Here is a 19,672-nt window from a genome sequence, read left to right as displayed (position 1 = left end):
GCAGGCGCGAGGGCGAACTTATCGCCTGAGGTGCCCAAGCGGCACGTGGCCCGGCCCCTTGATGTTTTGCAGCACGAGCTGCGTATGGACGTCGCGCACGCCGTCGAGCCGCATCAGCCGGTGCATGACAAAGGCGTTGAGCTCGTCGACCGACGGCACCATCACATGCAACAGGAAATCGTAGTCGCCGGTCATCGTCCAGCACGACGACACCTCGTCCATGCGCTGCACGGCGGCGATGAAGGTTTCGGGCGACCCGTCGCTGTGGGTCACCAGGCGCACCTGAATGAACACTTCGACCATCAGGCCGATGGCGCGGCGGCTGAGCACAGCGGCAAAGCGCTTGATGATGCCGGCGCTCTGAAGAGCCTCGAAGCGGCGCGCGCATGGCGTCGTCGAAAGCCCGATCTCCTGGGCCAGTTCGGACACAGGCTTGCGCCCATCGCGCTGCAAAATATCGAGCATCTTGATCTCAAAATCGTCAAACTGAGGCACTTTCACTCTCCTGCAGCTCTGCTGTGGTGGCTTTTACCTCAAATCGCCTGTTCGAGCCATCATCAAAGCGGATTTGCCTCACCGGATCCGGCTAAACTCTCAAGATGTTAGTCGTGATTTCCAGGGAGAACAGCCATGACGATGAACGTTGCCGATTACGCCCGCGAATGCGCGGCGCAAGGCCTTCGCGGCGACTATTCGGTCTGCCGTGCCGATTTCACCGTTGAGCAGAGCTACAACTACACAGCTGACGAGCAGGCAGTGTGGCGTACTTTGTGCGACCGCCAGACGAAGCTGACCAAAAAGCTGGCACACCGGTCCTATCTCGACGGCGTCGCCACGCTGGGCCTGCTCGACAGGATTCCGGATTTCGGTGTGGTCAGCGAGAAGCTGCGCAAGCTTACCGGTTGGGAAATCGTCGCCGTGCCGGGCCTCATTCCCGCACCGGCCTTCTTCGTCCACCTGGCCGCCCGGCGCTTCCCGGTGACCAACTGGCTGCGGACGAAACAAGAGCTCGACTACATCGTCGAGCCGGATATGTTCCACGACTTCTTCGGCCATGTGCCGGTGCTGACCCAGCCGGTCTTTGCCGATTTCATGCAGATGTATGGCGAGAAGGCCGAGCATCTGATCGCGCTCGGCGGCGACGAGATGATCAGCCGCCTCTACTGGTACACCGTCGAGTACGGGCTGATCCAGGATGCTGGCCAACCGTTGAAGGCTTTCGGCGCCGGGCTGATGTCGTCCTTTGCCGAACTTCAATTCGCGGTTGAAAGCAAGGACGCGCATCATGTTCCCTTCGATCTGGAAACGGTAATGCGCACCAGCTATGAGATCGACAAGTTCCAGCGCGCCTATTTCGTGCTGCCGTCCTTTGACGTTTTGCGCGATGCCTTCCACAACGTCGCCGACATGGCAGCGATCATCGGACGCCACAAGGGCAAGCCGGCGCTCGACCCGGCAAAACTTTAGACGCTGGCCAGACGCGGACGCTCGCAGCCGATCGGCGCGGGCGTTATTGGTGGCGCGCTGTGATGGCAATCCATCGGCAGGCCGGGTGAGCCGGCTTCTAGACGCCTGATGGCGTGCTCAGGCCGCTTCGGAAACGTCCCTGTCCAGGATGGTCAGATTGCGGCCGCGATCCTTGGCCTGGTAAAGGCGACGGTCGGCGACACGCATCAGATCCGATACGCCGGCATCCTCGCCGCAGGTGACACCGCCGATGCTGACGGTGAGGGGTATGACCCGCTCATCGACGGGACGGAAGTGGATCAGCTCGACTTCACGGCGAATGCGTTCAGCGACGCGTTTGGCTTCCTGTTCGGTGGCGCCGACCAGAAACGCACCGAATTCCTCGCCGCCGATGCGGCCGATCACGTCGCCGCTGCGCACGCCGCGCTCGATCGCGCTTGCAATCAGGAGCAGCGCATCGTCGCCGGTCAGATGGCCGTAGCTGTCGTTGATGAGCTTGAAGTGATCGGCGTCGATGATCAGCAACGCACCGCGATCGGATTTACGCCGGGTGGCCTCGAGGGCGGCGAAGAAGCTCTCGCGGTTGAGCATGCCGGTCATGTCGTCGCGGCTTGCCTTCTCCGACAGGCGCCGATGCGCAGCGGCGAGCTGGGCATGAGCGCGGGCGAGGTCGCGATGAGCGCCTTTCAACCTCTCGCCCTGCCAGAACGTGTAGGCGCTGGCGATCCAGGCGAGCACCAGCGGGCAGACCGTGGACGTCAGCCAGATCGTGCGGTTGATCGGAAAGCCCATTGCCGGAACGACGATCAGCGTCAACAACAGCGAGACTGCGAGGGAGGCGAAAGCGACGGCGGCAGACTTCAGAAATATGCGGCTCATCGCTGGCTCCCCCTGGACCGTCTGTGTGGCAGCAAGCCCTGAATGGCACCTTTCGGCGATGCCTAAAATTTGAACCATCGCGCGATTTTCACCACCCATGACGCGCATAAGTTGTGGATAAAGCCTCTGCCAAAGGCATTGTTTCGTGCCATAAGGGGTTGCATGACCACGCTCCCGGACCCCGCCCGCTTTGCCCATGTCACCGACTGGGTGTTCGACCTCGACAACACCCTCTATCCGCACCATTCGAACCTGTTCTCGCAGATCGATGTAAAGATGACCGCCTATGTCGGAGAACTGCTGACGCTGCCACGCGACGATGCCCGCAAGCTGCAGAAGGAACTGTACCGGGAATATGGCACGACGCTGAACGGTCTGATGGCGCGCCACGGCATCGATCCCGACGACTTTCTCGAGAAGGTCCATGACATCGACTATTCCTGGCTGGTTCCCGATCCCGTTCTCGGCACCGCCATCCGCCAGCTTCCCGGCCGCAAGTTCATCTTCACCAATGGCGACCGCAGGCATGCCGAACGCACCGCGCGCCAACTCGGCATCCTCGATCATTTCGACGACATCTTCGATATCGTCGCTGCCGGGCTGAACCCCAAGCCGGCCCGCCAGACCTACGAGAAGTTCGCGGAACTCCACGCGGTCACCGGCCACAATGCGGTGATGTTCGAGGATCTGGCCCGCAACCTGTCCGTGCCGAAATCGCTGGGCATGACCACGGTGCTGGTTGTGCCGCGCAACTTCGAGCCGACCTTCTCGGAAATCTGGGAACGTGACCCGGGCCACGAGGACGATGTGGATTTCGTCACCGACGATCTTGCCGAATTCCTCACCGCGATCGTCGACATCACCGCTTGAGCCGTTGCTTCGTAAAGCCGGATCTATAAAGGAGCCTGCGGCCTAAAGCTGATAGAAGCGGCTGATGATCCCCCAGGCTTCGTCGGCGGTGTCGACGAAATCGATGATGTCCTGGTCGCCAGGGGTGATCGTGCCTTGCTCGGCGAGGAAATCGAGATCGATCGCCCGTTTCCAGAAAGCCTTGCCGAACAGGATCACCGGCACGCGCTCCATGCGGCCGGTCTGGATCAGGGTCAGCGTTTCGAAGAATTCGTCCATCGTGCCGAAGCCGCCGGGAAACACCGCGACAGCCTTGGCGCGCATGACGAAATGCATCTTGCGGACCGCGAAATAGTGGAAGTTGAAACAGAGCTCCGGCGTCACATAGGCATTCGGCGCCTGCTCGTGCGGCAACACGATGTTGAGGCCGATCGACGGGGCGCCGACATCGTCGGCGCCGCGGTTGCCGGCTTCCATCACGCCGGGTCCGCCGCCTGTCACCACGACGAATTCGCGATAATAGGAGGTGGCCGACTGCTGCGAGCAGAGCCGGGCGAATTTCCGCGCTTCCTCGTAATATTTGCTGTTTTTCTCGAGGTTCTCCTTCTGCGTCTCGTTCTTGGCCGCCCAGGCTTCACCGCCCGGCTCGGGGATGCGCGCCCCGCCGAACAGGATGACGGTCGAGCCGATGCCGCGCTCGGCCAGGATCATCTCCGGCTTCAACAGTTCGAGCTGCAGCCTGACCGCGCGCAATTCGCGCCGTGTCATGAAGTCGGGATCGTTCCAGGCCAACCGGTAGGTCTCGGCACGCGTCTGCGGCGTGTCCGGCACGCTTTTCGACCGCTCCAGATCCTCGTCCGAATGCGGCAACGGCGTCCACCCCGCCTTTTCCATAGGAGTCATATTACCTACCCGTCCAATTATTCACTTGCGCCGTCCCGCGACGCAGGCGCGATTGACCCTCACCAAGCCTTCACATAGGGTCCGGCGACTTTCAAAACAGGTTAAGGTGCGGCCCCTTAACAGCTTGGTAATGGAGCGAATTCATGTCAAAGCCCGATCTGGCGAGCCTCGAAAAGACCATCGAAACCGCCTTCGAGGAACGCGAGACGATTTCGACGGCAACCCGCGGCGCAGCGCGCGACGCCATCCAGGCGGCGCTCGACCTGCTCGACCGGGGTGTTGTCCGCGTTGCCGAGCGCCAGGCCGACGGCAAATGGCATGTCAACCAGTGGCTGAAGAAAGCTGTGCTGCTGTCGTTCCGACTCAACCCGATGGAGATCATCAAGGGTGGTCCGGGCCAGGCGGTGTGGTGGGACAAGGTGCCGTCGAAATTCGACGGCTGGAGCGCCATCGACTTCGAGAAGGCAGGTTTCCGTGCCGTGCCGTCATCGATCGTGCGGCGCTCCGCCTACGTCGCGCCAGGTGCCGTGCTGATGCCGTCCTTCGTCAATGTCGGCGCCTATGTCGACAGCGGCACCATGGTCGACACATGGGCCTCGGTCGGCTCCTGTGCCCAGATCGGCAAGAATGTGCATCTGTCGGGCGGCGTCGGCATCGGCGGCGTGCTGGAGCCGATGCAGGCCGGCCCGACCATCATCGAGGACAACTGCTTCATCGGCGCACGCTCCGAAGTGGTTGAAGGGTGCGTCGTGCGCGAGGGCTCGGTACTCGGCATGGGCGTCTTCATCGGCCAGTCGACCAAGATCGTCGACCGTGCCACCGGCGAGGTTTTCTACGGCGAAGTGCCGGCCAATTCCGTCGTCGTCGCCGGCTCGATGCCCGGCAAGCCTTTGCCCAATGGCGAGGCCGGTCCCAGCCTCTACTGCGCCGTCATCGTCAAGCGGGTCGATGCCAGGACCCGTTCCAAAACCTCGATCAATGAACTGCTTCGCGATTGATCTTTTCAAAAAAACGGACCTACCCGCTTGCTCGACAGACCTCGATTTCTATGGCTTTTCTTCAGCCTTTCCGGGCGAGTGAACCCCAGCGCCTATGTTTTGGCGGGTCTTTTGCCGCTCCTCACTCAGCTTTTCCTGCTCTACCAGTTCTCGCGAACGCCGTTGGGCACTGCTGCAAGTCAGTATTGGGCGCTCGCCTGGTGGATCGCTGTGGTCGTCTCGACATGGTCGACCTTTGCGCTAACGGCGAAGCGGTTCCATGATTTCGGCAAGCCTACCTACTACGCATTGATCTCTCTCATCGTCGGCGCCATTCTCCTTGTCATTCTGGCCTTTTTCAAAAGTGATCCCGGACCCAACCGCTACGGCAAACGCACCAATGCGCCGGCCGAATCCTGAGCGCCGGGCGGGTCTCTAGCCATGCGCTACCGCACGCTTGATGCGAAACTGATCATCGAAACTGCCGAGCGACTGGAAAAACGCGTCGCCGAGCGGTTTCCCGATACCGGCTTGCGTGGCGTCGCCATAGAACTTGTGTCGCTGTCGCGTGATCTGGCCAAGGCGGCGAAGGCGCTGCAAGCGCCGATCTGGTGGCTGCGCGGCGTCGTCATCGTCACCATTGCCGCCGGCGCGCTGATGTTCCTGTTCGTCGGCACCATCCTTCCGCTCGGCCGCATCTCGGGAACCCACGACGCCATCCAGTCGGTGCAAGGCGTCGAATCCTTGATCAACATGATCATCCTCGCGATGCTCGGCTTCCTGGCCTTGATCCGGACCGAGGAGCGCATCAAGCGCAAGCAGGTGTTTCGCAAGCTTCATGGCTTGCGATCGCTGATCCATGTCATCGACATGCATCAGCTGACCAAGGATCCGGCAGCGCTTTCAACCGATTTCAAGCCGACATCGCATTCACCGGCACGCATAACCGACCGTGCCGATCTCGCGCGCTACCTCGACTATTGCTCCGAAATGCTGTCGATCACCGGCAAGATCGCCGCGCTGTTCGCGCAATCGGTCAACGACGATGTGGTCGTCGATGGCGTCAACGACATCGAGTCATTGGGCTCCAATCTGTCGCGAAAGATCTGGCAAAAGATCACGCTGATCGACGGTCCATTGCGGTCGGCTCGTGCAAGTACCTAAGCTAATCTTAATCACCTTGGTCCAGCATGCCCTGTGAAGACTGTGTCGACCGGCACGGAGCACTCGACTGGCACACGACGAACCCCTGGCCAACCCGAAAACGCGCGGAAAGCGAAGCGCCGGCGCGCGGCTGTTCGCCTGGTTTTCTTCACCGATCAGAGCGGAACCGGAAGCTGTCCGCGCGCGGCTTCTCGACACCACGTTCGAGCGCAAATTCGCTGTCCTGTTCGGCACCATCAGTGTCCTGGTGCTGGCAGTCGGCGCCGCGGTCGTCACCGGCGACCGGTGGCCCTACGCCTGGATGGCGGCCGACCTCATCCTGTTTGCCGTCCGCTTCCTGCTGATGCGGGAATGTGAGCGGACCCGCAAGCGCGGGGGAACGGGGCCGCTGGCAGGCCTCATGACCGCCGGTGGGTCATGGTCGTTGATTTTCGGCCTCGGCTGCTATGGCTGCGTCGTCAGCGGGGATATGGCGCTTGCCGTGCTGGCTGCCCTGAACGTCGCAGGCGTCGTCGGCGTGGTGTCGTCGCGCAACGCAGCGACCCCGCGCTACGCCATATTCGTCATGCTGGCCGTAAGCCTGCCTTTCCTGGTTGGCGCGCTGTTATCTCCGGCGCCCGGAATGTCGATCGTCGGATTTCAAGTGCCTTTCTATGTGGCCGGCGTCATCATCGTGCTGCTTCAAAATCATGCGATCAACGCCCGCATGATCCGCGCCGAACTGGACAATCGCGATCTGGCGATCAAGGACGCGCTGACCGGCCTGCCCAACCGCATCTTCCTTCAGGAGAAACTGCGCGGCATGTGCAGCGAGCTTGCGGCGCCGGCGGCAAACGGCGGCAGGCCGTTTGCCGTTCTCAGCATGGACCTCGACGGCTTCAAACACGTCAATGACCGCTTCGGCCACGCGGTCGGCGACATGCTGCTGCGCAAGGTGGCCGAACGATTGAAGCGCGCTTGCCGATCGGGGAATATCGTCTTTCGCATCGGCGGTGACGAATTCGTGATCCTGCTGCCCGACACATCCGAGATCGAAGCCACCCTCCTGGCAAAGCGCGCCATTGAGAAGATTTCGGTACCTTTCGACCTTGGCGTGGGCACCGCAATACGCATCGGGTTGAGCATTGGAAGTGCCTTCGCGCCTGACGACGGCGGCGAGCCGGAACTTCTTCTCACCTGCTCCGATCACGCGCTCTATGAAGCCAAACGCACCGGAAAGGGCCGTTACCGGGCGCATGTGCGGGCCGCGGACTGACCACAGCGATTATTCGGCCTTTTGTCGCTCAGTCCATGCAATATCCCGTATCCCGCCTAAGTGCGTCGCGTCTGAAGCGACTCCTGCGACGCACCTTAAGCCTTTGTTTGTTTATGCGCATTTGCCCAAAACCGCTGCGCCGCACGGGTCGAGCCCGAGGCCATGCCTTTGGCGACATGCATCAGGCCTGCGACAATACGCCACGAAAACCATAATGTCGGCGGGATGGCTGGCCCTTATGTCTGGCCGTGACAGGCCTTGCGCTTTCGACTAACGCTTTTGCCCATGACGTTGCCGACCGATCCCGCTGGAAATCTCGCCGCCCTCATCCGCTGCCCCTCCGTGACACCCATCGAGGGCGGGGCACTGAGCACGCTGGAAACAATGCTGAAGCCACTCGGCTTTTCCGTCGAGCGCCCGGTGTTCTCGGAGGACGGCACGCCCGATATCGAAAATCTCTATGCGCGGCGCTCCGGCAACGGTCCGCACCTGATGTTCGCCGGGCATACCGACGTGGTGCCGGTCGGCGACGAGACCTCATGGACGCATCCGCCTTTCGCTGCCGAGATCGCCAAGGGCGAGATGTTCGGTCGCGGTGCCGTCGACATGAAGGGGGGCATCGCCTGTTTCATCGCCGCCGTGGCGCGCCATCTCGAGTCGAAAGGCGGCCTGAGAGGCTCGGTCTCGCTGCTGATCACCGGCGACGAAGAAGGGCCGGCCATCAACGGCACGACAAAGCTGCTCGAATGGGCGGTCGCCAAGGGCGAAAAATGGGATGCGTCCATCGTCGGCGAGCCGACCAATCCCGATGCGCTGGGCGACATGATCAAGATCGGCCGGCGCGGCTCTTTGTCCGGCAGCATCATCGTCAACGGCCGCCAAGGCCACGCCGCCTACCCGCAGCTTGCCGACAATCCGGTGCGCGGCCTGATGACGCTGGTCGACGCCTTGCTGCAGCCAGTCTTCGACAAGGGCACCAAGGACTTCCAGCCGACCAATCTGGAGGTGACCTCGATCGACGTCGGCAATCCGGCCACCAATGTTATTCCGGCAAAGGCGACCGCCACCTTCAACATCCGCTTCAACGACACATGGACCGCCGAGACCATCCAGGCGGAAATCCACAACCGTCTCGACAAAGCGGCGAAGCGAAAGAAATACCGGGCCGGCAAGACGACGCCGGTCGATTACGAACTCGCCTGGCGCGACCGGCCGAGCCACGTCTTCCTCACCCGCGACGAGCGGCTGATCGAAGCACTGAGCGGTTCGGTCAAGGCGGTGATCGGCAGGAAGCCGGCGCTTTCCACCTCCGGCGGCACCTCCGACGCACGCTTCATCAAGGATTATTGTCCGGTGGTCGAGTTCGGGCTGGTCGGCAAGACCATGCACATGGTCGATGAACGCGTCGCACTTGCCGACCTCGAGACGCTGACGCAGATCTATCAGCGCTTCATCGAAGACTGGTTCGAGCAAGGCGCATCGTAATCATGCTTTCGTCGGATGAAACCTATGCTTCGCTCAACGGCGCCTGGCGACTGATGCTCGGCAAGGCCGATGGGCTGCGCCAGTTCGACCTTTCGGCCGACGGTTTCTGGAATTCCTTCTTCGCCATCGTCGTCGCGGCACCGGCGCTGATCGTCGGTTGGGTCGGCCTCGCCAACGAGATCGGCGATCCGAATGCATTCGCCGGACGCTTCAGCATGCTGATCCGTCTGGCGACAGTCGACATCGGCGTCTGGGTGTTGCCGCTTGTCGGCCTTGCCCTCGTCGCGCCGCGCGCCGGCATCGGCGGGCGCTTCGTCCACTATGTCGTCGCCAGCAACTGGGCGTCGGCGATCATCGCCTGGATGATGCTGCCAGCGGCGTTGATCAGGCTTTTCCTGCCGTCCACCAACGAGTTCGCCGTACTGGCGTCGCTGCTTTTGTTCGCGCTGTCGATGATCCTGACCTGGCGGATGACAAACGTCGCCATCGGCAGGGGCGCGGCTGTCGGCAGCGCTGTCTTCGCCGGAATGTTCGTGGCGTCGCTGGTCGTTCTGTTCGTGCTGCAGGCGCTGCTCGGCATCGTTGCGCCGAGCGGAACCGGCACTTGAAGCATCCAACTGAATTTGTCCGAATTCCCGGTGTGGTTTCGCTTGCTGACGTTGGCGCCGCCCCTCCCACAATTGGTTGAAGACGACGAGGACTGATTTTTACTCAGTCGTGTGCCGCCTGCGGGTAGTCCACACCGATAAGAAAAAGTCCGTCGGGCGGCGCCACCTGGCCACAGGCTGCACGGTCGCGCGAGTCGAGCGCCGCTTTCAGGTCGGCAATTGTCCAGCCGCCTTCGCCGACGCGCTTCAGCGAGCCGACCATCGAGCGCACCTGATTGTGCAGGAACGAGCGCGCCGAGGCTCGCACTTCGATCATGTCACCCAGCCGACTGACATCCAGCCGGTCGAGCGTCCGGACCGGGCTGTCGGCCTGGCACTGGGTCGAGCGGAACGTGGTGAAATCATGCCGCCCCAGCAGCACCTTTGCCGCTTCGTGCATGGCCTCGGCGTCGAGCCGCTTCGGCACCCACCAGATCTTGCCCTTGTCGAGCGCCGCCGGCGCGCGCCGGTTGACGATGCGGTAGAGATAGTGGCGGCCGATCGCCGAGAAACGCGCATCGAAGCTATCCGGCACCACAGCCGCCTTGAGGATGGCGATGCGCGCCTTGGCCGTTTGCAGGTGGGCGTTGACGGCATCGCGCACCTTGTCATCAGGCCACGCCCTGACGAGATCGACATGCGCCACCTGACCGGTCGCATGGACGCCGGCATCGGTGCGGCCGGCGCCGCGCAGCGAGACCTGTTCGCCGCAGAATTTCTCGATCGCCTGTTCGATCGCCTGCTGCACCGAAGGCTGGTCTGCCTGGCGCTGCCAGCCGGCATAGAGGCTGCCGTCATATTCGATGTCGAGGCGAAAACGCGGCATTCCTAAGAAGGATGAGGTTAGGCGGCGAGCGCGGTGCCGAAAGCCGAAGCGTAGACCAGCTTGCCGGTCTCAGGCGCTTCGCCCCAGACCAGCGCCTGCAGCGCTTCGCCCTGGAACTCGCTTTCGAATTTTTCGGCGCGCGCGTGACTGTAGCCGAAGCGGCCATAATATGCGGGATCGCCAAGCACCACCGCCAGCACCTCGCCGGCATCCTTCAGGCGGATATGCGCCTCGCGGACCAGCGCACCGCCGATGCCGGTGCCATGGAATGACGGCTCGACCGCCAGAGGCGCCAGCGCCACCGCCGGAAAGCTCTTGCCGCCGTTCTGCACGTAAAGCCGCGAAAACAGAATATGGCCGACCACCTGTCCATCTTCTTCCGCCACCAGTTCGACGACGGCATCGCCGCCGCTGACCAGCGCGTCGACCAGGCCGGCCTCCGCCTGCTGGCCGAATGCGTGTTCCTCGACCAGGCGGATCGCCTCGCGGTCCCGCGGCGTTGCCGCGCGTATCGACATCATGCTCATGAGAATTTCGTTCCTTTTTCGAGCTTGGCCCCGCGCAGAAACTCCTGCGCGGCAATGGGCCTTCCGCCCGCACGTTGAACTTCGACCAACCTGATCGCGCCTGACCCGCAGGCGACCGTCAGCCGGTCGTCGAGAATTCCTCCCGGCTCGCCGGCGCCTTGCGAAAGCGTCGAGCGAAGCAGTTTCAGCCGCTCCAGGCGGCCGGCAATTTCGATCTCGCACCATGCGCCGGGAAAGGGCGACAGGCCGCGAATATGATCGTGGACTTCGCCAGCAGGCCGCGTCCAGTCCACGCGCGTCTCCGCTTTATCGATCTTTTTGGCATAGGTCACCCCCTCCGTCGCCTGTGCGGTAAAAGTCAGGGCATCCCGTTCCAGACGAGCCAGCGCTTCCGCCATCAGCGCGGCGCCAATGTGCATCAGCCGATCATGCAGTTCGCCGGCCGTCATATTGGGGCCGATGGCGCATTTTTCGGCCATCGCCACCGGGCCGGTGTCCAGGCCCTCTTCCATCCGCATCACCATCATGCCTGTCTCGGTATCACCGGCCATGATGGCGCGCTGGATAGGGGCGGCGCCGCGCCAGCGTGGCAACAGCGACGCGTGACCATTGAGGCAGCCGAGCCGCGGCGCCTCGAGAATGGGTTTGGGCAACAGCAATCCATAGGCGACGACGACGGCGACATCGGCCCGCAAGGCGCGGAACGCCTGCTGCTCGGTCTCCTTCTTCAGCGACACCGGCGTCCGCACCTCGAGGCCCAGCCGCTCGGCCTCGCGCTGCACCGGCGACGGCGTCAGTTCCAGCCCGCGGCGACCGGCGGCGCGCGGCGGCTGAGTGTAGACGGCTCCAATCTCATGTCCGGCATCCGCGATCGCCCGCAGCGTCGGCACCGAGAATTCGGGCGTACCCATGAAGATGACGCGCAAGGGCATTTTGTTCCGGGTCCGGTCTTCGTCTGGCCGTTAAGTCGGCTCAGTCGAAGTCGCGAACTTTGCGGGTCGGCGACCGAAGTCGCGTTTCCTTTCTGCTTCGATTTCGTTCATGATCTTGGCGAATTCATCGCCAATTGCGTTTTCAGCAGCGAAAGTCGCGCGAATAGCGTCCCATGCCGAAAGACCCGGCTCCAGCCTGGCTTGCCTTTCGGCGACCATGCCTTCGCGCAGAAGAGCTACCGCCTTGCCCGACAGGCTCTGGCCGCTCTTACGCGCCGCCTGCTCGATTTCCCGCTTCAAGGGTTCGGGAATATTTCTGATCAGCATGTCGCTCATCGGCGTCTCCATTTCCTGATCTGGAACAGGGTAGAGGGGCGCTGTCCCGCCAACATCTTCGAAAGGTTCAGCATCAAACTGCGCGAGTATCGCCCTATCCCACTAACTTGCCCGGCGCCTTGCTGCCTGATGGTTTGTCCCTGGCGAGCTTCTTGAACTTCTTCACCACCATGTCGCGCTTCAGCTTCGAGATGTGGTCGATGAACAGAACGCCGTTGAGATGGTCGATTTCGTGCTGCAGGCAAGTCGCCATCAGCCCTTCGGCCTCGATCTCCTGCAGCTTGCCGTCGCGATCGAGATATTTCACCCGCACGGCGGCAGGGCGCTCGACCTCGGCATAGTAATCCGGGATCGACAGGCACCCCTCCTCGTAGACCGAGCGCTGATCGGCGCTCTCAAGAATCTCGGGATTGATGAAGACATGCGGCGCCGGCGGCTCGTCTTCCTTGGCGAGGTCGATCACCAGCATGCGCAGCGGTTCGCCGATCTGGATCGCCGCCAGACCAATGCCCGGCGCATCATACATTGTGTCCAGCATATCGTCGGCCAGTTTGCGCAAGGCGCCGTCGACGCGCTCGACCGGTTTCGAAACCTGGCGCAGGACGGGATCGGGAAGGATGATGAGCGGCTTGATCGACATGGCGTCTCACCTAAGACCTCGCACGAAAAGCGTCAACCGGGGCATTTGCAGCGGCGTTCACGTTTTGATCTGTGTCGTCAGGCCGAATCATCTATGCTGTCCGATATGAACGACCTGACCACCATCCTGTCCGAACCGATCGCCCGGTTCGGCGCCACCACGATCATGCTCGGCCACGCGCTGGCATTCGGCGCGGTCCTGTTCCTGGGCCTGTTCGTGGCGCTCGTCGTCGCGCTCTGGCGCTCGGCCAAGGCGCGTGCGGTGGCTGCCGCGGAAGCCGCCGACCACGCCCGCGACGCCGAGGCGCGGATGGCCGGCATCCTGGCAAGCCAGGCCGAGATGCAGGGCCGCATGGGCGCCATCGCCGAAGTGTTCGGGGCGCGGCAGGCCGAACTCACGCAGTCGATCGGCCAGCGTCTCGACGCGATGACCGGCCGTCTCGGCCAGACCATGACCGAGCAGACGAAATCGACGCATGAAAGCCTCGCCAAACTGCAGGAGCGGCTGGCGGTCATCGATACAGCGCAAGGCAACATCCAGTCGCTCGCCAGCCAGGTCGTGCAACTTCAGGCAATCCTCTCCAACAAACAGACGCGCGGCGCCTTCGGCCAGTCGCGCATGGAGGCGATCGTCGCCGACGGCCTGCCGCACGGCGCCTATGAATTCCAGGCGACCCTGTCGAACGGCAGCCGGCCCGACTGCCTGGTGAAGATGCCGAACGGGGCGCCCGCACTCGCCATCGACGCCAAGTTTCCGCTGGAAGCCTGGAATGCCATCCGTGCCGCCGAAGGCGTCGATTTGCAGAAGATCGCCGCACAAGCGTTTCGGCGTGATATCGAGGTGCATGTCCGCGATATTTCCGACAAATACCTGATCCAGGGCGAGACGCAGGACACCGCCTTCATGTTCGTGCCGTCGGAATCGGTATTCGCCGAGATCCACGAGAATTTCGAGGGGATTGTCCACAAGGCGCACCGCGCCCGCATCGTCATCGTCTCGCCGTCGCTGCTGATGCTGTCGATTCAGGTCATCCAGGCGATTCTCAAGGACGCCCGCATGCGCGAGCAGGCGCATTTGATCCAGGGCGAAGTCATCCGGCTGATGGAGGATGTCTCGCGCCTCGACGAGCGGGTGCGCAAGCTGCAGAGCCATTTCGGCCAGTCGGCCAAGGATATCGACGATATTCTCGTCTCGACGTCGAAGGTGACCAAGCGCGGCCGGAAGATCGAGGCGCTGGAGTTCGGCGCGCAGCCGGCGGAAGGCGACGCCGGATCGGCGGCCAGCGCGAAGACCGAAGCGGGTGCGCGCGTCGCCGACTCCAAGACCGGCCAATTGAGGCTAAGGGTGGTCGAAGGCGACGACTGAGAGGCTACTGCTCCTCGACGATCATTGTGCCTTCGAACTCCGGCAGCCAAGGCAGCGCCGAGCGGTGCCAGATCTGTTTTCTCGGGATCAGTTGTTCGCGCTGCCGCGCCGTGCCGACCCTGATGCCATAGACTTTCGGCCCGTCGCCAACCGACGTGGCATAGAGGTGCGTACCGCACTCGCCGCAAAAGGCCTGGGCGCGCCTGGCGCCGCTCGCTGCGGTCTTGATGTAGATCTTCGGCGTGCCCTTGGTGATCCGGTAGCGCTCCTCCGGCGCCGGCACGGTCACCCGAAACGCTGTTCCGGTCAGCTGCTGGCAATCGATGCAGTGACAAATACTGGTCTTGTTCGGATCGACCTCCGCCTCGTAAGTGATGGCGCCGCAATGGCACCCGCCGTCGATTTTCATCTTCGCTCCTCCCTTCAGCCGCGCCTCGACGCGTTGGAGCTTAACGGCGCACCGGCCGAAGCTCCACACAGGCATTCACAACGCGGCAAACCATCCGCAGGTTCAAGGCTGCTGCGTCGACGCCTCTTCGATGACTTCTTCCGTCCAGACCTTGAAACCGGCCAGCATACCCGGCCCGAAGATATGGGTCAGCGGCACATCGGCCGCGTCGCGGCCGGAGGCGATCAGGATGCGGCCGATGCGCGGCGCATTGTTGCGCGGATCGAAGGCATGCCAGCGACCGCCGAGGTAGACCTCCATCCAGGCGGCGAAGTCCATGTCCGACCACGGTTTCGGCAAACCGATGTCGCTGATATAGCCGGTGCAATAGCGCGTCGGGATGTTCAAGGCGCGGCAGAAGGCGACTGCGAGATGGGCAAAGTCGCGGCAGACGCCGCTTTGCTCACGATAGGCCTCTGCTGCCGTGCGCGTCGGCCGCGCGTTGCCGTAGTTGAAGATGATGTGGTTGTGGACGAAATCGCAGACCGCCTGCACGCGTGGAATACCGAGCGGTGAGTCGCCGAACAGCCGCCACGCCTCGTTCGCCAGCACGTCGCTCTCGCAATAGCGGCTCGGCAGCAGGAACAGCAGCGTCTCCGACGGCAGGTCGCGCACCTCGTGCTGCCACGCCACCAGATCGCCCATCTCAAAACTTCCGGGATCGCGGATCACCGCGTCCGTGCCGAAGGTGAAGCGACCGGGCGGGGCGACAAGGCGGTTGCACCAATTGCCGAAACTGTCGCGGTAGCTCTCGATCGGCACCGGTGGATTCGAAGTCAGGAAATCCGGCCGCTCGAGATCGGACGCGCGGGAATAGTGAACGTTGAGCATCGCGATCAGCGGCGTTTCCTGCGGAAAGTCGAAGCTCATCTCGCAGCCGATATGGATTCGCATTGTCGTCCTGACCGTCCTGCCGGATCACCACCCGGCGAAGGCACGGGCCGTTGCTGCAGTGCAAAAAAGATCATCGCACGGACCAGCGCGGTTTACGAGCGAATTAGAAACGGTTGACAGCCGACGGCTGGCGCCGGCGCCAGATTATGCCTCTTGCGGTCGGGCGTTTCTCTTGGTTCATTTCGCTTGCCACAATTGGAGGAAACGAATCATGGCTAAAGGTGCGATGAAGGCGGGCAAGGAAGCCCGCAAGCCGAAGAAGGACGCGAAGAAACCTGCCGCTGCCCCGACCCTGAAAGCGCCGCCCGTCAAGGCGACCAAACTCAAGGACAAGTAAGCCTCGGCGTTTCGGCGCAGTCATGACCGACGGCATTCCAGGACCATCGACATTCAGCGACTGGTCCTGAAGTGCTGTCGGCGCTGCTGTTGATTGGGCATTTCTAAATCAATGCCGCGAAGACGACTTCGCGCTTTCCGAAAAGACCGGGACGACCCGCAGTCCAATGGAGCGTTCCGATGTCGTGGATTCTTCTCTTCTTCGCTGGCCTGTTCGAGATCGGCTGGGCGATCGGCCTCAAATACACTGATGGTTTTTCGAAGCCGCTTCCGACCGTCCTGACGGTTGCCTCGATGGTCGTCAGTCTCGCCTTGCTCGGACTGGCGCTGAAGACGCTGCCGGTCGGCACGGCTTACGCGGTGTGGACCGGCATCGGCACCGTCGGCACGGCGCTGCTTGGCATCTGGCTGCTCGGTGAGCCTGCGACCGCGATCAGGCTGGCCTGCATCGCACTCATCGTCTGCGGCATCATGGGATTGAAACTCGCGACCTAGTTCTTGCTGCAAGGCAGCAGCACCAACGCCTTCAGGGCCGCTGCAAGGCGGCCCTGAATTTGATTGGTGAATCGCGCTTGGAGCGCTAGCGAGCGGAAAAGCCCGGAGGCGTCCTGCCGGTGCGCTGCTTGCGCGCCGCATAGCGCGCGTCGCGCTTGGCTTTGCGCTCGGCCTCGTCGGCAAGCAAACGAGCGATGCGCTCGTTCTCTTCGGCTTCCCGGATCTTAGCTTCCGCCTGCGCCGCTTCTTCCGCAGCAATCCGCGCGGCTTCGGCAGCAGCTTCGCGCTCGGCCTTTTCGGCCGCTTCGCGCGCCAGCTTCTCCTGCTTCAGCCTGGCCTTTTCGGCCTCGCGTATCGCACGGGCTTCGAGGATCGCCTTGCGTTCGGCCTGTCGTGCCAGCACCGCTGGATCGTCCGCTGCCGGCTTTGCCTTGAAGCGCTCGAGAAGCGCCTTCTTTGCCTCGTTTGCGGCATTGCGCCGCTCGAAAACGTCTTTTTCCCTATAGATAGCCAAGTCCACTTCCCTGGAGTCAATTTGCGAGGCTTACATACGCGTGAAAACCCAGAGTTCAAGCGCCAAAACGGTATGCCAGCCATGAAATTCTGAGCTGTTGCAGCCGGGAGACGCCTTTTCGGCTGAATTCGGCTGAAACGGACATGCACTGTTCACCATCCGACCCTCTGGCGGCGCGGCGGACTGGTCGCTACCTGTAGCGCGAAAAACAAAACACCAGAACAAAACACCAGGATGACAGATGATGGAACTCGGTCTCTACACCTTCGCCGACGTCAGCCCGGAATCAGGCCCAGGCGCCATCGGTGCGCATGAGCGGCTGCGCAACCTGATCGAGGAGATCGAGCTGGCCGACCAGGTCGGCCTCGACGTGTTTGGGTTGGGCGAGCATCACCGTCCCGATTATGCGGCTTCAGCGCCGATCGTAGCCCTGGCCGCAGCCGCCGAACGCACCCGGCGCATAAAGCTGACCAGCGCGGTCACTGTGCTATCCTCCGACGATCCGGTCCGTGTCTTCCAGCAGTTTGCAACGCTCGACCTTCTATCCAGCGGCCGGGCCGAGATCATGGCTGGGCGCGGCTCGTTCATCGAATCCTTTCCACTGTTCGGCTACAATCTCGAAGACTATGACGAGCTCTTTGCCGAAAAGCTCGATCTGCTGCTTGCCGTCCGCGACCATGTCAAGGTGAGTTGGTCGGGCAGGCTGCGCGCTCCGATCAACGATCGCGGCGTCTACCCCCGCCCGTTCCAGGACAGATTGCCGATCTGGATCGCGATCGGCGGCACGCCGCAATCCGCCGCGCGGGCCGGTGCGCTCGGCCTGCCGCTGGCGTTGGCCATCATCGGCGGCGAGCCGGCGCGGTTCGCGCCGCTGTTCGATATTTACAGGGAAGCGGCCAAGCGGGCCGGCAACGATCCGGCTGGTCTGGCCACCAGCCTCAACGTGCACGGCTTCATTGCCGCGACCACCGACCAGGCGGCCGACGATTTTTATGGGCCGCAGGCCGAGGTGATGAACCGCATCGGCCGCGAGCGCGGCTGGGGTCCGACGTCGAGAGCACATTTCGACCAGTCGCGCGGCCCGAACGGCGCGCTGTTCGTCGGCAACCCCGAACAGGTGGCCGAAAAGATCGTTGCCCAGCACAGGATATTCGGCAACGACCGCTTCCTGCTGCAAATAGCGATCGGCACCATGGCGCACGCCAAGATCATGAAGGCGATCGAACTCTACGGCACCAAGGTGGCACCGATCGTGCGCAAGGAAACGGCGAAGGCGATCCCCGCCGTTGCCGCGCCGGCCGCCTGACTCGCCGGCCAGGTAGCGCCTAAGGTCATCGTCAGCGCCGGCTATACCATCGGCCCGAAAATCGGAATCGATTTTCGCGCCGATGGTAAATTCAAAGCGTTAGAGCGTACTTTGAGCGTCCGAGTGGACGCACGTCGCTCCAACGGAACCTTGAAGCCGCAAAGGCGTTTCCGCCAACAGCGTACACCAATCGCAGTGTGCCGCCGAGGGCCAGAATGAAAGCCGAACCCGCCGCTTCGGGCGCTGCCGAGAGCCCCGATCCGCGCGTCGAGGCGCGTGCGGACATGCACCTGATACGTTCGCTGCTAGTCGGCATCTTCATCCTTATGGCGATCTACGCGCTCTCCTTCGCGCGTGCCTTCTTCATGCCGGTCATCCTGGCTTTCCTGCTGGCGCTGACGCTGACGCCGATCGTCCGTTTCCTGCGCAAACACGGCATGCCCGATGTGATATCGGCGACACTGCTGGTGCTGCTGTCGGTCAGCATCCTTGCCGTGGCCGGCTATCTGCTCAGCGGCCCGGTCATCGACCTCATCAACAACACCTCGGTGATTGGCCAGCAGCTGACCGAACGTCTCGCGCAACTGCGGCGTCCTTTCGAAAGGATCATGGAGATTTCGCGGCAGATAGAGGGACTGACGCAGACCTCCCAAGGGCCGGGCGTCCAGAGGGTAGCCATGGCGCAATCGGGCATCCTTTCGCAAGCCGCCGGCAATTTGCTGTCGGCGGGCACCAGCCTCATCATCGTCTTCGTCCTGTCGCTGTTCCTGCTCGCCTCCGGCACGATGTTTTATGAGAAGATCGTCGAATCCTTCCCCAGTCTCAGCGAAAAGAAGCGGGCACTGCGCGTCGTCTATGACGTCGAGCGTGAAATCTCGCACTATCTGCTTACCGTCGCCGTCATCAATACATGCCTGGGCGTGATCATCGGACTCGGCCTCTGGGCACTCGGCATGCCCAACCCGCAGGTCTGGGGCGCAGCAGCGGCTCTGCTCAATTTCCTGCCCTATATCGGGGCGCTGATTACCATCACGCTGGTCACGATCATCGCGCTGATCAGCTTCGACAGCATCTCCTACGCGCTGCTGGCGCCGGCCTTCGTGCTGTTGTGCGATACCGTCGAAGGCCAATTCGTGACGCCGACGGTGGTCGGCCGCCGCCTAGAGATCAATGCCGTGGCGATCCTCATCGCCATTGCCTTCTGGTCCTGGCTGTGGGGTCTCGTCGGCGCGCTGATGGCGGTGCCGCTGCTGGTCGTCATCAAGGTGTTCTGCGACCATTTCGACGGCCTCAGCCATGTCGGCAATTTCCTGGCGGCGCAACATACGGCGGCTGAGGACGAAGAGATTTCAGAAACCGACACGGCTGCGGGCGTATGATCCGAGAAGCGGGATAAGCTGCGGCAGGGAACCGTGGATTGTAAATTC

Annotated in this window: 24 protein-coding genes; 13 read left to right on the top strand and 11 right to left on the bottom strand. The window is 62.5% G+C overall.

Translation table 11 applies throughout. From position 1 onward, the window contains the following. Positions 1-18: 18 nt before the first annotated feature. Positions 19-495 carry an Lrp/AsnC family transcriptional regulator gene (locus AC0L2B_RS29820; RefSeq protein ID WP_023801577.1) on the bottom strand — a complete coding sequence of 159 codons (477 nt, stop codon included), beginning with the start codon at positions 493-495 and terminating at the stop codon, positions 19-21. A gap of 135 nt (positions 496-630) precedes the next feature. Here AC0L2B_RS29820 and phhA point away from each other — a divergent pair, with 135 nt between their 5' ends. Then, positions 631-1,467 (top strand): phenylalanine 4-monooxygenase, encoded by an 837-nt coding sequence (gene phhA / locus AC0L2B_RS29815; protein ID WP_473747937.1) that lies wholly within the window; start codon positions 631-633, stop codon positions 1,465-1,467. Between the two features lie 117 nt (positions 1,468-1,584). On the opposite strand, the gene AC0L2B_RS29810 is transcribed toward phhA, so the two are convergent. Then, on the bottom strand, positions 1,585-2,346 hold the full coding sequence (locus AC0L2B_RS29810) for a GGDEF domain-containing protein (protein WP_473747936.1): 762 nt from the start codon (positions 2,344-2,346) through the stop codon (positions 1,585-1,587). Between the two features lie 162 nt (positions 2,347-2,508). On the opposite strand from AC0L2B_RS29810, the gene AC0L2B_RS29805 reads away from it, so the two are divergent. After that, positions 2,509-3,216 carry a pyrimidine 5'-nucleotidase gene (locus AC0L2B_RS29805; protein ID WP_023801574.1) on the top strand — a complete coding sequence of 236 codons (708 nt, stop codon included), beginning with the start codon at positions 2,509-2,511 and terminating at the stop codon, positions 3,214-3,216. A gap of 42 nt (positions 3,217-3,258) precedes the next feature. Here the strand turns inward: AC0L2B_RS29805 and AC0L2B_RS29800 are convergent, their stop codons facing one another. Continuing rightward, on the bottom strand, positions 3,259-4,098 hold the full coding sequence (locus AC0L2B_RS29800) for an LOG family protein (RefSeq protein ID WP_023801573.1): 840 nt from the start codon (positions 4,096-4,098) through the stop codon (positions 3,259-3,261). A 143-nt stretch (positions 4,099-4,241) separates the two neighbouring features. Between AC0L2B_RS29800 and dapD the strand changes: the two genes are divergently transcribed. The 6 genes from dapD (at position 4,242) to AC0L2B_RS29770 (ending at position 9,587) form a co-directional block, all read left to right on the top strand. After that, a complete protein-coding gene (gene dapD, locus AC0L2B_RS29795) occupies positions 4,242-5,096 on the top strand; it encodes a 2,3,4,5-tetrahydropyridine-2,6-dicarboxylate N-succinyltransferase (protein WP_473747935.1) in 855 nt (284 codons plus the stop codon). Between the two features lie 27 nt (positions 5,097-5,123). Further along, positions 5,124-5,495 carry a DUF805 domain-containing protein gene (locus AC0L2B_RS29790; protein WP_027152133.1) on the top strand — a complete coding sequence of 124 codons (372 nt, stop codon included), beginning with the start codon at positions 5,124-5,126 and terminating at the stop codon, positions 5,493-5,495. A 21-nt stretch (positions 5,496-5,516) separates the two neighbouring features. Continuing rightward, entirely contained in the window at positions 5,517-6,239 is a 723-nt protein-coding gene (locus AC0L2B_RS29785; protein WP_473747934.1) for a hypothetical protein, read from the top strand. Positions 6,240-6,486: 247 nt separating this feature from the next. Continuing rightward, entirely contained in the window at positions 6,487-7,494 is a 1,008-nt protein-coding gene (locus AC0L2B_RS29780; protein WP_473747933.1) for a GGDEF domain-containing protein, read from the top strand. Between the two features lie 285 nt (positions 7,495-7,779). Next, entirely contained in the window at positions 7,780-8,979 is a 1,200-nt protein-coding gene (gene dapE, locus AC0L2B_RS29775; protein ID WP_473747932.1) for a succinyl-diaminopimelate desuccinylase, read from the top strand. A 2-nt stretch (positions 8,980-8,981) separates the two neighbouring features. After that, complete coding sequence (locus AC0L2B_RS29770; protein ID WP_023801567.1) at positions 8,982-9,587, top strand: hypothetical protein; 606 nt, start codon at positions 8,982-8,984, stop codon at positions 9,585-9,587. 103 nt (positions 9,588-9,690) lie between these two features. Here AC0L2B_RS29770 and truA read toward each other — a convergent pair whose 3' ends face one another. The 5 genes from truA to def form a co-directional block, all read right to left on the bottom strand. Beyond that, positions 9,691-10,452 carry a tRNA pseudouridine(38-40) synthase TruA gene (truA, locus tag AC0L2B_RS29765; protein ID WP_473747931.1) on the bottom strand — a complete coding sequence of 254 codons (762 nt, stop codon included), beginning with the start codon at positions 10,450-10,452 and terminating at the stop codon, positions 9,691-9,693. Between the two features lie 17 nt (positions 10,453-10,469). After that, a complete protein-coding gene (locus AC0L2B_RS29760) occupies positions 10,470-10,979 on the bottom strand; it encodes a GNAT family N-acetyltransferase (protein ID WP_128184972.1) in 510 nt (169 codons plus the stop codon). Beyond that, on the bottom strand, positions 10,976-11,911 hold the full coding sequence (fmt, locus tag AC0L2B_RS29755) for a methionyl-tRNA formyltransferase (RefSeq protein ID WP_473747930.1): 936 nt from the start codon (positions 11,909-11,911) through the stop codon (positions 10,976-10,978). Before fmt ends, AC0L2B_RS29760 begins: the two co-directional genes overlap by 4 nt. 30 nt (positions 11,912-11,941) lie before the next feature. After that, on the bottom strand, positions 11,942-12,247 hold the full coding sequence (locus tag AC0L2B_RS29750) for a plasmid stabilization protein (RefSeq protein ID WP_287179857.1): 306 nt from the start codon (positions 12,245-12,247) through the stop codon (positions 11,942-11,944). A gap of 94 nt (positions 12,248-12,341) precedes the next feature. Next, the gene (gene def / locus AC0L2B_RS29745) at positions 12,342-12,887 is read right to left on the bottom strand and encodes a peptide deformylase (protein WP_128170220.1); all 546 of its coding nucleotides are present in this window, start codon (positions 12,885-12,887) and stop codon (positions 12,342-12,344) included. Positions 12,888-12,992: 105 nt separating this feature from the next. Between def and AC0L2B_RS29740 the strand changes: the two genes are divergently transcribed. Then, positions 12,993-14,252, top strand: a complete 1,260-nt coding sequence (locus tag AC0L2B_RS29740) for a DNA recombination protein RmuC (RefSeq protein ID WP_473748262.1) — start codon at positions 12,993-12,995, stop codon at positions 14,250-14,252. Positions 14,253-14,256: 4 nt separating this feature from the next. Here AC0L2B_RS29740 and AC0L2B_RS29735 read toward each other — a convergent pair whose 3' ends face one another. Then, positions 14,257-14,661 carry a GFA family protein gene (locus AC0L2B_RS29735; RefSeq protein ID WP_473747929.1) on the bottom strand — a complete coding sequence of 135 codons (405 nt, stop codon included), beginning with the start codon at positions 14,659-14,661 and terminating at the stop codon, positions 14,257-14,259. 102 nt (positions 14,662-14,763) lie between these two features. After that, positions 14,764-15,594, bottom strand: a complete 831-nt coding sequence (locus AC0L2B_RS29730; protein WP_473747928.1) for a transglutaminase-like domain-containing protein — start codon at positions 15,592-15,594, stop codon at positions 14,764-14,766. A gap of 211 nt (positions 15,595-15,805) precedes the next feature. Here AC0L2B_RS29730 and AC0L2B_RS29725 point away from each other — a divergent pair, with 211 nt between their 5' ends. Both AC0L2B_RS29725 and sugE read left to right on the top strand, forming a co-directional pair. Then, a complete protein-coding gene (locus AC0L2B_RS29725; RefSeq protein ID WP_023801558.1) occupies positions 15,806-15,931 on the top strand; it encodes a hypothetical protein in 126 nt (41 codons plus the stop codon). A 179-nt stretch (positions 15,932-16,110) separates the two neighbouring features. After that, positions 16,111-16,425, top strand: a complete 315-nt coding sequence (sugE, locus tag AC0L2B_RS29720) for a quaternary ammonium compound efflux SMR transporter SugE (protein ID WP_023801557.1) — start codon at positions 16,111-16,113, stop codon at positions 16,423-16,425. Positions 16,426-16,510: 85 nt separating this feature from the next. On the opposite strand, the gene AC0L2B_RS29715 is transcribed toward sugE, so the two are convergent. Then, the gene (locus AC0L2B_RS29715) at positions 16,511-16,939 is read right to left on the bottom strand and encodes a DUF6481 family protein (RefSeq protein WP_023801556.1); all 429 of its coding nucleotides are present in this window, start codon (positions 16,937-16,939) and stop codon (positions 16,511-16,513) included. Between the two features lie 244 nt (positions 16,940-17,183). Between AC0L2B_RS29715 and AC0L2B_RS29710 the strand changes: the two genes are divergently transcribed. Both AC0L2B_RS29710 and AC0L2B_RS29705 read left to right on the top strand, forming a co-directional pair. Beyond that, a complete protein-coding gene (locus tag AC0L2B_RS29710) occupies positions 17,184-18,245 on the top strand; it encodes an LLM class flavin-dependent oxidoreductase (RefSeq protein WP_473748261.1) in 1,062 nt (353 codons plus the stop codon). Positions 18,246-18,460: 215 nt separating this feature from the next. Next, positions 18,461-19,624: an AI-2E family transporter gene (locus tag AC0L2B_RS29705; protein WP_473747927.1), complete on the top strand. Its 1,164-nt coding sequence runs from the start codon at positions 18,461-18,463 to the stop codon at positions 19,622-19,624. Positions 19,625-19,672: the final 48 nt, after the last annotated feature.

The organism is Mesorhizobium sp. WSM4815, assembly GCF_055811575.1.
The sequence above is the reverse complement of the archived record's forward strand: the minus strand, read 5'-3'. Positions and strand labels throughout refer to the sequence as shown.